Below are 12252 nucleotides of genomic sequence, written 5' to 3' on the forward strand. Positions count from 1 at the left end.
TAAATAAAAGGAGGGAATACTATGCAAACTTCAGCTCCACCTCATCTAGAATCTACAAAAACTATCTTTTCAAGCTCTATTACAAAACTTGTTGTTTTTATTTGTTGGCTAGCCATTCTAGCTGATGGATATGATTTAGGTATTTACGGTGCCGTTCTGCCAAAGCTCCTAGAAGACAAAAGCTGGGCACTTTCACCGGCACACGCTGGTACAATTGCTAGCTATGCTTTATTTGGGATGTTTATTGGCGCTATTCTAGTTGGAACCATTACAGATCTAATTGGACGAAAATGGACGCTTATATGCTGTTTAGCACTTTTCTCCATCACAATGGGCCTTGCTGCACTTGCTCCTTCCCCTGAATTATTTGGTTTATCTCGATTTATCGGAGGAATCGGATTAGGCGGTGTTATTCCAACAGCTTCAGCACTTACTGTTGAATATTCACCAAAAAAGCGACAATCTTTTATTTATGCTCTTATGTTTACTGGCTATCCTTTAGGTATCGTGTTAGGTGCTATTTTGTCTATGTTTATGTTAGAAGATTTCGGATGGAGAATTATGTTTGGCATCGGAATGATTCCACTACTCCTCATTCCTTTCATCATTCGTTATTTACCTGAATCCATTCAATTTTTGTTATCACGTAATCGACAAGAAGAAGTGGAACAAATCCTTAATCGTTTTCAAATTGAATTCAATGCAAAAGAGGAAACTCATCAAGCCCCACCTAATATACGAAAGAAAAATGGATTTCTTACATTATTCTCAAAAGAGTACATAAAAGCGACGCTGCTTTTTTGGATTACTTATATAATGGGAATGTTTTTAATATACGGTTTAAACACTTGGTTACCGCAGATGATGCGCCAAGCAGGATACCCTCTTGGATCTAGTCTATCATTTTTACTTATGCTAAATATTACTGCCGCTATCGGTGCATTATTTGCTGGAGCAATCGCGGATCGTATAGGGGCTAAAATTGTTATTAGCATCTCCTATCTTATGGCAGCTATATGTATTGGACTATTAACAATTAAACCATCTGTTACAATCATTTATCTTTTAATCGGCCTTGCTGGAATTGGATCAGTCGGTATTACTCAAATATTAAATGCATATGTAACACAATACTTCCCATCCCATATCCGAGCTACCTCCTTAGGCTGGGGACTTGGACTTGGCCGAGTTGGTGCGATTGCTGGTCCTATTCTTGTCGGTATTATTATGACAATGCAATATGACTTAGCATGGAATTTTTACTTATTCTCATTCGCGGGTCTTCTTGCAGCTATATCTGTTTTCTTTATTCCTACAAAATAAAAAAAGAGCACAAACTCACTTGTGCCCTTTTTCATATACTTCAAACAACATATCTCGAAACAATGTATTTAAACTCTCAATATCGATTCCTGATCCCTTTTCAATTCCTTTTACATATTGCTGATAGTAATGAATTTGTTCTTCTAAAAATTGATTCAACACCTCAATTTTTAATCCAACATCTAATTCAGTACCTGCCTTTTTCTTTATTAACAACTGTTCAATTTCATCTAATACGCTACGTTCTAACGATAATTCTGTAATCAATCGATCGAATTCTACAGGTGGTAAAGTTGTTTTCTCCTCTAGCCACTTACAAGCTAAAATCGGACGCAATACATAAAAGTATTTTTTCAATTTTACGTTCTCACCTTGCAAAAATTCACGATAATTTTTTGAAGCCATATGTAAGTAATGATATATCGTTGCTTTTGGATCAAAGTGCTTATCACTCATTTGCTGAAGCTGTTCTGGAAAATGAGAGTTTTTCGAATAGAAAATCGGTGATCGAATCCATTCGAGTAAAGCTGGGTTTGACTTTGCGAATAACTGTAACGCCTTTTTAATATCCCACCCGCTTATATCTAAATCATCACTAATCGGATACTCAATTACATCTCGTTTATCATGAATTGATAAATACCACTCTACCGGATGCATATAAACAAATCTAACATCATAATCACTATCTTTCGATGGAAATCCCCAAGCACGACTCCCTGATTCCACTGCAAATAAAATTTTCACATCATTCTCTTGTTCAATTCTTGCTAACTCCACTCTAATTTTCTCTCTCATTTCATACCCTCTCCATTTTTTGATTATTTCCTTGGAAATTCGACAAATATACTGCTAATTTTACTACATACTAAAATAGCTGTCAGAAAATTCCCGACAGCCTACTAAAATCCTTTATTTTTTACTTGTTCTTTTCTGTTACACTAACCGCAATTCGTTCAAACTCTTTTTGAATCTCCTCTTTATATGCATCTACTTTTGAAAAATCCATAGCAGCAATATATATTCGTTCTAATTTATCACGAACTGATTTCGCTTTCGCTAAGAAAGACATCGCCTCATTCATTTTTGCTTTATATTGAATCGACACGTCACGAATTTCTGTCGCATACTTCTCATCTGTCCCTGGTGTCACAATCAAGGCATACATATCTATAATTTCATCACCTTCGCGGCTCGGAAAATATTCATGTGGTGCGGTGCTATCAAAAATTGCAAACCCTAATTCTCTTACGATAACCATATCAAGACTATTTGGATCAAATCCACAATGATATACTTCAACTTCAAATCCTTTTTCTTCTGCTGCCTTAGCTAATTTTTTAAGCATTGTTGATTTCCCAGATCCTGGGCGTCCTTTTATAAAATAACGATGTGGTAATCCCTCTGTTAAATTAGGAACAAAATCAACTGCTCCTTTCGGTGTAGCTGCCCCTAAAAACCGATGTTTCACAAGCGATTGTTTCCCGCCTTTATCTGTAAATAACTTCTGAATCAGCTGATCGGTTAGTTCATTTGCTTTATTAAAATCAATATTATTAATATATATTTTCTCCCACTCGTCATGTATAACTAGTGCCTCGTTAAAACAAGCGTAAGCAGTTTGAAAAGCCTTGCTTGCTTCTGAAACAAATCGTTCAATTTCCACCTTCTGCTTTCTTAATTTATCTGAGTCCCAAGCAACCCCTAAATTAATATACTCTTCGACAACTCCTGGCATTTTCGGCTCAATAACATGCGGTGATGTTCCATCAACAATTCCTACTTTTAACTTCGGGATAATTACACCATCAACCGATTTATTATCAGAAGAACAGTGTAAAAATTCAATATCATATCCTTTTTCAACCCACTCGCGACCTATTGCTTTGATTAAAGAAGATTTCCCGGTTCCAGGACCACCCTTTAAAATAAATAACCTGTTTAGCCCTTTTAAATTCTCATCGTATAAATTATGAAATCCTCTAGCTGTATTTCCACCAGCGTAATAATTCAATACATTCCCTGTCACTGCACTCACTCCTTCGCAGCATTCTATTTACATAAGCTACAATATGCGAGCAACTTTATTTGGGTGAATACCTATTTTGTATTGCACGAAAAAAGGAAATGAATTACAATTTAAAAGTAGTGAATATTCAGAAACGAAAACTTAATATGTCTTTATCAAGAGAGGCAGAGGGACCGGCCCTTTGACGCCCAGCAACCTCAGTTTATACAAACTGAATAGGTGCTAATTCCTGCAAAATGCATTGCATTTTGAAAGATAAAACGTAACTATTGTGTACAAAACTCATCTTTCTTGATTATGAAAGGTGAGTTTTTTTATTTCAAAACATATATTGGAGGTATTTAAAATGAAAGTAATTGACCTATCACAAACATTTGAAAACAATATGTCCCAATTCCCTGGAACACCAAAAATCAATTTAGGAGCCATTACAAGCGTTGAAGAGACAGGCTATCAAGTTACAGATTTTCATTCTGTCGTTCATGTTGGCACGCATTGTGATGCTCCTGCTCATTTCATTTCAGGCGCAACGACTATTGATCAATTACCTCTAGATCAATTTGTAGGCGAAGCTGTTCTTATTGATGTAACTCATGTACAAGAACGAAAACTACCTAAAGAAGTATTACACAATGCTGACATAAAAGAAGGTGATATTGTCATTTTCCATTCCAATCTATCTACGAAATGGAATACAGAAGCATATGAGAAAGAAGCTTTTTATCTTTCTGAAGAATTAGCTGAAGAACTAGTTCAATTAAAAGTAAAATCTGTCGGTTTAGATTTCATCTCTCCTGATGAGGTAACGACAGAAACATCGCCAATTCATCACATACTACTTGGGAATAATATTTATTTAATCGAAAACTTAACAAACTTAGATGCAATTAACACGAAACGTTTCTTTTTCTCAGCGGCACCTTTAAAAATTAAAGATAGCGACGGTGCTTTCGCAAGGGCATTCGCTGTAATTTTTTAAACAAACTATACAAAAAAGCAAAGATCATCATTGACCTTTGCTTCTATTTTTTTTATTTAAACTAAGAAAGAATTGCTCAACACGAGGACGTAACCAAGCTAAATAATCTTTCTCTTTCTTCTTTGTACAAGCTATTTCTTCGCCATCTACCATTCCGACAAGCTCTAGCTCTAACAGTTGCCTCGTAAATGCTAACATATTTATTTCTTCGTCTGGATACTCTTCTTTTAATTTCTCCTCAATTTCCCCCAATAAAAAACCGTCACGCATCATTGCCAATGCATCAATCCAAAGTGGCGGCATTTCATATTTTTCTCCTGTAATTGTATCTTTTACAATATAATTCTTTTGCTCTTTTCGAAATTGAATCGTGTGTAAACATACAGTCGAATTTAATGTTAATTCCATCATACCACCTCTTTCATAATATCTGCATAGAAAAAAGGATGCGCGTGCACCCCTTCTTTCTCTAACACTACCGAACCGTTACATGAATAACAAATCTCATGTCGATATTTTCCTCCATTATAAACGAAGTATTTTATAAAAAAAACCCTTCTTGAAACATTTTATAAAATGTTTATATTTACACAACAAGAACACTTTTCTGAATTTTTTCTCTAGCACATTATGCTGTCGGTAAAAAAATTTCCTCTTTCGTTCCTATTCCCATGCTACTTTGAATCGCGATACTTCCTTGATGTTCCTCAATGATTTTATATGTAATCATTAACCCAAGTCCCGTACCATTCTCCTTTGTTTTGTAAAAAGCTTTACCGATTTTCTCTAACAAATCCGTTAATTTTTTTAAATAATTTAAAAGCTTCTCTTTCCTCATATATCAAGCTTTTAAATTTGTTCATATAAATACTCCTCATACTCAATACAAAAGCTCTACATATTATCTCCTTAAATTATAAGTATGAAATTGCTTTCAGGGTAAGATGTAACCTTATCATACGAAAAGGAAGGAGATTTCCCCTTCCTTTTCGTCACAACTTATATCCATCTTACCCGATCATGTAGCAATCCATCCGTAAAGTCATTTCCGCCCACTACAAAATCCTTCATATATAAATTCAAATATTCTCCGTACTTACTCTCTGTATTTAATAATAATTCCTCTACATAATAGGCACCTTGTTTAAAGTTATCGAACAGTAAACTACACAAGCCAGCATAAATTCCGCATCCTACTTGGAAGTAAGTCGCATTCGTTTTATATTTATGAAAAACTTGACTGCTATTCATCACGTTATACATATATGTCTCACTATTTTCATAAACGAGTAATACACCTACTAGATCCTCGCCGGCAATCTCTTCTTCGGCTGGATTAAATACTTTACGATTCCAACTCCATAAATCTTCTACTTGATCTAAGTTCTGTCTAATTACATTAGTCGTATACTCATTAATTCGGTAAAGAAAACCCACTTCCATATTGAAGTTTTTTCCTAAAATTAAAACTTCCTCATGTGGCATTAAACAGCCATAAAACTCTTTCTCTCCTAACTTTACTTTATACTCTGAAGCATATACATCTTCATAAAAATAAAGAGGACGATGATGACTCATATACATCGGATAACTCCATATCGCTTCATCTAGAAATCGCTCTACTGCCCATGAAGCATAAAGTGTATGAGGCTTTATAAGTGCTGTATCATTTAAAAATGACGTATCATGTTCTACTATATAACATGCTCTTGGCTTTTCCTTTGGACGTTCCTTCATAAGTTCAACAACCATCCATTGAACAACACCTGGATTCATACCTGAGCCTATAATTGCTTTTGTATTTGTAAATTTCTCTTTCTCCTTCTCAAACCTCGTATATCTTTCCGTAAGCTGAAAACCGATTAAACTATCGTCCTGATCTACTTCCTCATTTTCCAAAGCTGAATTAATATAACAAATTCCAAGTTCATTACAACAACTTAATACTCTGATTGTATCTGCCCCCGAAACATCAATAACAACACCCGTGCTTTTTTCTTTCAAATGTTGTTTGAATTTCACTACATCTTGAAGGTCAATTTCATATAAAAACAATTGATCTTTCAAATTTGGAAACAACTCACCATAATAAGCCCTATCTTTTTGTTTTATGTCAACCAAATGAAATGTAACATTCTTTATCGCTTCATAAATCGGGTCTTTTTCATTTGCTATCGCTTGATTTAAAATTGCTAAAACTGCTTTTGCTGCTCCACCAGCACTACCAAGTAATGTAATCGATAACGAATTTGGAAACTGCTCCACAAACAAAACCCCTTTAATATATTAGTTGAGCAGTTCTCCCACAAAAAAATAAATTGAATATATAAAAAATGGCTCGTACATATTTTTTATAATTTTGCACAAGATTTCCTCTTCAAAGGTCACACTAACACATTTATATTCAATTCATTTTCCCTCTCATATTCAAATCGAGCTAAACAAATAGGCTCGACCTTTTCTTCTGCATATAAAAGAAAAAGCCAGCCCTTTCAACTAGATTACGGACAATGGACAGATTTCACATGTTGAATATTCACATACATTTTTGCATCACGTGCTTTTAATATTTCAATATGCCCTTCATCAATCTTTGCCATCTTTCCGATTTTATTAGATTCCTCACCTAAATCGAACACCATGATTTTGCCGGACATTTTAATAAGCTGTTCTTCGAATGTTCTAGCTAACGTAATATTTAATGGATTCACGGGGAGTTCATTTTTATTGAGGGCGTACGGGACTTGGTTTTCTTTATACGGAATTAACCATTTCAAATGCTTTAAAGATATATATACTGTTTTATAAACTGGGCTATAAAAAACAATATAATCGTTCATTACACTTGTAACATAACCATGTATTGGAGCATTTCCTGCTACATAAACCTCTGTAAAAATCCCTTTAGAAGTGCTTAATACTTTTCTTAAAGAAATAGAAGGCGATTCCCTCTTAATTACAGAGTCAACATCTGGTTTTGATATTTCCTCATCATATGGTCTTAAAAATTTATAATATTGTACATGGTATAAAGATATATATACGTAGTCTTGTCCATTGTAAAGAACAACAATATCATTTCCTACGTCTATTAATACACCTTTAAATCTTTTTTCACCGATTAGTTTAACATATATATTTTCTCCAATACTTTTGTTTAACTCATTCATCTATATCCTCCTTCCTATAAATTTTTTGCTTTCCTATTCTCCATTCAAAAAAATAATCAGGGGCAATGTTCCGTCTTAATAGTAAAGACTTCCTTTTCATACTATCCGAAATAAGAAATCGTTCTTCACCTTCAACCATAATGCCCCTCTTATTTATCAAACATTATTCTTCTTCATTCTTTTTACATTTCACTACTTGGCTCACACTCTTAATATGAGACTTAATTACATAAATAACTTCATCGCAGTTTACTAGTGTAATACAGTCATGGTGTACCTCACTTAACAAACCTTCTACACATTCTGGACCGCCACGATTAATCTTTACCCACTTATACTTCAAGTCACGTAATACATCGACAAAAGTATCATCATCAGAGCAGAAACTTGAAACATAGCAATCGCCACATTTACTTTCTTTCACTTTCTTAACTAGACTCTTCACATGCTTTAGTTGGTAATATACTAATTCACCAAGAGGAAGTTGTAATGTAAGGTAATCTCTTCCTAACGATACAAGTACCCCCACTCGACTCTCTGGTCCACGAAGATTTACTTTTACAGTCTCACCGACTAAACACTTAATTTGCTCACAGCATAATATGCTCTCCAATTTCGTATCCCCCTTTCTTATTATCTTCCTCTACTTGATTGTCTTTGTGCACGAGCGCGACCTGAATTATTGCTACTACTTTCCTTACTACTACTATCGTCGCTCTCATCGCTCTCTCCGCATGCTAATGCATTATAGTTAACGCTTTTAATATGCTTTATTGCAACTAATATAATTTCTTCTTTTACGATCAATGTTACGAAATCACACGAAACATCTTGTAAGATGCCTTCTACTTTCTCTGGACCACCGCGATTAATTTTCACCCAGCAATATTTGAAGCTTTGAAGTAGTGCTTCAAAGTCTTCTGCACATGCACAATCTTCCCAATCGCAATCACTTGATCCACAGTCTTTCGCATTTTTTGTAATACTTTTTAGATGACTAAGTTGATAGTAATAAAGCTCACCTTTTTCATTCTGCAATACGAAGTAGTCCGGACATACTGATATTATTGTTCCTTTTTGAGATTCTGGACCACCCCTGTTTACTCTCACAAAAGATCCAATTAAGTCTTTCAAAAAATCACAATGAAATAAACTCACGAGAAAACCCCTTCCATTAATTTATAAGCATTTGCACTGATAGTATATGTATCTGTACAGGTTACGTTCTCTATGTTTGTCCTAGCTAGAAAAAAATATGCTTTTAACATGGTAGACTACTACCTATCAAAATTCGAAGAAATGCTAAACGCTCCTTAGGCTTTTAATATCTTTAAACAAAAAATCCCGTATGAAGATACATTTCTGCATATCTTCATACGGGATTTCCCATAGTTTAATCTTCGTCTTTAACATCCATATCTTCTGGAATTGGTTCATTCAATATATCTTCCACTAATTGCTTATATTTCTCCATTTGTTCTAAATGTGTATTGAATTGTTCTTTATTTAATAAATATTGCTCTCCATCAAATAGTGCACGAATTTTCTTTTGCTGAATTAGCTCTTCAATATACGACTTTGGTAAATTCAAATACTCCGCAGCTTCTTCTACTGTTATATACAACGCGTTCATTCCTTTATTATTTTTTCATATATACTGTATCTTACTTTATTTTTGTAAACAAATAAAAAAGATTTTGTAAATGCAATTTAAAAAGAAGGTGGATGCATTCCATATATTGTATAATAATATAGTAAGGATTTTTTAAATATAGAATGGTATTACCCATTTACACAAAGGAGAGTTAACATATGGCTACTCGTCACATCATTACAATGTTAGAAAAAACATTACAATTTGAAACAGAAAACACAATTTCTCATTTAACTACATCTTTATCTGATCGTATTCTTTCTCAAAGCGCAGCAATACATGAAAACAATTGTTACCATACAATTGGGGAATGGTACAAAAATCATTTTTTATTCCAACAAGATGATTTCCTTTGGGCTAAATACGCTTTCTATGACGCATATTGTGAAGCTATAAAGGAACAAGGACATCTTACAAAACGCGTCCGTCAAATATTAGAATCATTAGCTCGAATGCATGGAAAACAGTACATTGCCTCCATATTAAATATGCCATTTCCTAACGAACGAGCTAAAGGGACAGCATAATGTAATACTGTTCTGCGGCAGTAAAACATAGATTCATTGTTTTCTAGGAAGATTTACAAATAAAACGTTCATATCACATGAACTGATGAAACCGGTGTCATTACAATGATTGAAAATATAGTAAACAGGAAAACCCCCATTTACTTCTCTTCTCTCGTCACTCGAGAAGAGAAGTAAATGGGGGTTACTTGTTTCTTTATCCCGCTATTAGTGCGCGGCCATACTCAGCTGGGAATAGCCCCACTGATTACAGTTTAACTTTATTATTTCATCATCTGCTTGATCAATTCACGATTTCTCTTCTTAAATACTTCATTATGCGAAGAAACCATTCCGTACTCACTTGCATCTGGTTGAATAAATTGTTTCGCTTTATTTACAGCATTTCCAGCATCTTGGAATGCTCCCGCAATTAAGTGTAATTTCCCTTCGTGCTTTAAAATATCTCCCGCAGCATATAATCCATCTACAGAGGACTCACTATTCGCATTACCTGCAATATAATAATTATCTATAATTGCAACGTCTAACTCACTATTTTCTAATAACGTAATGTCACGTTCATATCCATGGTTAATAATCACTTCATCAATAGGTAAATGTGAAATTTCACTTGTTTCATGATTCGTTAATTCTACATATTCGATCGCTTCATGATTATCACCAGCAATGAGTTTTGTAATCGATGTATTAAAGAAACACTCCGCCGAGCTGTTCAGCAGTTGTTTTACTTGTGCTTCATGACCAGATAATTCTTCTTTTCTATATGTTACATACACTTTTTTCGCAATTGGTTCTAATTCATTTGCCCAATCAACAGCAGAATTTCCTCCGCCGGAAATAATGACCGTCTTACCTTTGAAACGCTTTAAAGATTTCACTGTATAATTTAAATTAGATACTTCAAATCGCTCAGCACCTTCAATTGATAACTTTTGAGGTTTCAATATACCACTTCCAGTTGCGACGATAACTGTTTTTGAAAAATGTTCTTCTCCAGTGCTTGCTTTTAACGTAAAAGTGCCATCTTCGTTACGAATAATCGATTCTACTTTTGTATTTAATACCACTTCTGGCTTAAATGTTAGCCCTTGCTGCACAAGTTGTTCAATTAATTTATCACCTGTAACTGGCAGCAGCCCTCCTACATCCCAAATCATCTTCTCTGGATAAACATGTATTTTTCCACCTAACTGTGGTTGAAATTCTATTATTTTCGTTTTCATCTCTCTGAGTCCACTATAAAAAGCTGAATAAAGCCCTGCAGGCCCTCCGCCTATCACAGTTACATCAAACAATTCTTCTTGATTCATTCGTGTCACTCCTCAGCTACTAGTCGTTGATTATCATTCTCAATAAAATATAACCTGTTTCCGCAAAATTTACAATCAAAATTACTATTGACAATACACCTATATAAAATTATATTATTTAAAGAATCAATAGTGATAATCATTATCATTTTGTTAATAATTAGTAAATTTGAGATTACATCTTCTTTTATTAATATGGTTAATACTATATTGTAGAATCTCATATTCAAGATTTTTAATAAGCATTTTGCATTACCACTACTCTTTCAAAAAGATTGCAGTTAAACAAATTATTATATACAAATATCATCTATGTTAAAGGAGAAAGACAATGAAAAAGTTATTTATTTCACTAACAGTTCTTTTCGTTCTTGTTATGAGCGCTTGTAGCAATGGCTCTACAGACAAAAAGAACGATGCAAAAGGTAGTAAATCAGAAACAATTACATACCAATCTGAAAATGGTAAAGTAGAAGTTCCTGCAAATCCAAAACGTGTTGTTGTTTTATCATCATTCGCTGGTAACGTGATGTCATTAGATGTAAATCTTGTTGGGGTAGATTCATGGTCTAAACAAAACCCACGCTTTGATAGCAAACTTAAAGATGTTGCTGAAGTATCAGATGAAAACGTTGAAAAAATCGCTGAACTAAATCCAGATTTAATCATTGGTTTATCAAATATTAAAAATGTTGATAAGTTAAAGAAGATCGCTCCTACTGTAACGTACACTTACGGAAAAGTTGATTACTTAACACAGCATTTAGAAATCGGTAAATTATTAAACAAAGAAAAAGAAGCAAAAACTTGGGTTGATGACTTCAAGAAACGTGCACAGGACGCTGGTAAAGAAATTAAAGCAAAAATCGGTGAAGATGCAACAGTTTCTGTTGTAGAAAACTTCAACAAACAGCTTTATGTATACGGCGAAAACTGGGGCCGTGGAACAGAAATTCTATACCAAGAAATGAAATTAAAAATGCCTGAAAAAGTAAAAGAAAAAGCATTAAAAGAAGGTTACTACGCATTATCTACTGAAGTATTACCTGAGTTTGCTGGTGATTACTTAATCGTAAGTAAAAACAAAGATACTGATAACTCATTCCAAGAGACAGAATCATATAAAAACATCCCAGCAGTAAAAAATAATCGCGTATACGAAGCAAACATGATGGAATTCTATTTCAATGATCCACTTACATTAGATTTCCAACTAGACTTCTTCAAGAAAAGCTTTCTTGGTAAATAATACAAACA

General features: G+C 34.0%; 13 protein-coding genes, 1 pseudogene and 1 riboswitch. Of the genes and pseudogenes, 4 read left to right on the forward strand and 10 right to left on the reverse strand.

The genetic code is table 11. From position 1 onward, the window contains the following. The first annotated feature begins 21 nt into the window (after window positions 1-21). Window positions 22-1323: an MFS transporter gene (locus tag RBB48_RS19970; RefSeq protein WP_097889287.1), complete on the forward strand. Its 1302-nt coding sequence runs from the start codon at window positions 22-24 to the stop codon at window positions 1321-1323. Between the two features lie 15 nt (window positions 1324-1338). On the opposite strand, the gene RBB48_RS19975 is transcribed toward RBB48_RS19970, so the two are convergent. Together RBB48_RS19975 and RBB48_RS19980 are read right to left on the reverse strand one after the other, a co-directional pair. Then, entirely contained in the window at window positions 1339-2121 is a 783-nt protein-coding gene (locus RBB48_RS19975) for a nucleotidyltransferase domain-containing protein (RefSeq protein ID WP_088061585.1), read from the reverse strand. Window positions 2122-2242: 121 nt separating this feature from the next. Next, a complete protein-coding gene (locus tag RBB48_RS19980) occupies window positions 2243-3352 on the reverse strand; it encodes a PRK06851 family protein (RefSeq protein ID WP_000147454.1) in 1110 nt (369 codons plus the stop codon). Between the two features lie 149 nt (window positions 3353-3501). Further along, a riboswitch (SAM riboswitch) is annotated at window positions 3502-3614 on the forward strand. 84 nt (window positions 3615-3698) lie between these two features. Here RBB48_RS19980 and RBB48_RS19985 point away from each other — a divergent pair. Further along, a complete protein-coding gene (locus tag RBB48_RS19985; protein ID WP_046958871.1) occupies window positions 3699-4331 on the forward strand; it encodes a cyclase family protein in 633 nt (210 codons plus the stop codon). Window positions 4332-4358: 27 nt separating this feature from the next. Here RBB48_RS19985 and RBB48_RS19990 read toward each other — a convergent pair whose 3' ends face one another. The 7 genes and pseudogenes from RBB48_RS19990 to RBB48_RS20020 all read right to left on the reverse strand — a co-directional run bounded on the left by RBB48_RS19990 (window position 4359) and on the right by RBB48_RS20020 (window position 9134). Further along, a complete protein-coding gene (locus RBB48_RS19990) occupies window positions 4359-4739 on the reverse strand; it encodes a hypothetical protein (RefSeq protein ID WP_000424111.1) in 381 nt (126 codons plus the stop codon). A gap of 220 nt (window positions 4740-4959) precedes the next feature. Further along, window positions 4960-5121, reverse strand: a pseudogene (locus RBB48_RS19995) (ATP-binding protein); the annotation flags it as partial. 209 nt (window positions 5122-5330) lie between these two features. Beyond that, window positions 5331-6596, reverse strand: a complete 1266-nt coding sequence (locus RBB48_RS20000) for an S-adenosylmethionine decarboxylase related protein (protein WP_088061581.1) — start codon at window positions 6594-6596, stop codon at window positions 5331-5333. A gap of 236 nt (window positions 6597-6832) precedes the next feature. Then, window positions 6833-7501, reverse strand: coding sequence for an LSm family protein (locus RBB48_RS20005; protein ID WP_001004279.1), 669 nt, complete (start codon window positions 7499-7501; stop codon window positions 6833-6835). A 163-nt stretch (window positions 7502-7664) separates the two neighbouring features. Beyond that, window positions 7665-8114: a spore coat protein gene (locus tag RBB48_RS20010; RefSeq protein WP_088061577.1), complete on the reverse strand. Its 450-nt coding sequence runs from the start codon at window positions 8112-8114 to the stop codon at window positions 7665-7667. Between the two features lie 20 nt (window positions 8115-8134). Further along, entirely contained in the window at window positions 8135-8659 is a 525-nt protein-coding gene (locus RBB48_RS20015) for a spore coat protein (RefSeq protein ID WP_088061576.1), read from the reverse strand. A gap of 235 nt (window positions 8660-8894) precedes the next feature. Then, window positions 8895-9134, reverse strand: coding sequence for a helix-turn-helix domain-containing protein (locus RBB48_RS20020; RefSeq protein WP_002006755.1), 240 nt, complete (start codon window positions 9132-9134; stop codon window positions 8895-8897). A gap of 179 nt (window positions 9135-9313) precedes the next feature. Here RBB48_RS20020 and RBB48_RS20025 point away from each other — a divergent pair, with 179 nt between their 5' ends. Continuing rightward, complete coding sequence (locus RBB48_RS20025; protein ID WP_046953739.1) at window positions 9314-9682, forward strand: hypothetical protein; 369 nt, start codon at window positions 9314-9316, stop codon at window positions 9680-9682. Window positions 9683-9945: 263 nt separating this feature from the next. On the opposite strand, the gene RBB48_RS20030 is transcribed toward RBB48_RS20025, so the two are convergent. Next, window positions 9946-10995 carry an NAD(P)/FAD-dependent oxidoreductase gene (locus tag RBB48_RS20030; RefSeq protein WP_001070939.1) on the reverse strand — a complete coding sequence of 350 codons (1050 nt, stop codon included), beginning with the start codon at window positions 10993-10995 and terminating at the stop codon, window positions 9946-9948. 331 nt (window positions 10996-11326) lie between these two features. Between RBB48_RS20030 and RBB48_RS20035 the strand changes: the two genes are divergently transcribed. Further along, window positions 11327-12244 (forward strand): iron-hydroxamate ABC transporter substrate-binding protein, encoded by a 918-nt coding sequence (locus tag RBB48_RS20035; RefSeq protein WP_000732569.1) that lies wholly within the window; start codon window positions 11327-11329, stop codon window positions 12242-12244. Window positions 12245-12252: the final 8 nt, after the last annotated feature.

Origin of the sequence: Bacillus sp. MMSF_3353, assembly GCF_030733445.1 — a bacterium.
Classification (GTDB): domain Bacteria; phylum Bacillota; class Bacilli; order Bacillales; family Bacillaceae_G; genus Bacillus_A; species Bacillus_A wiedmannii.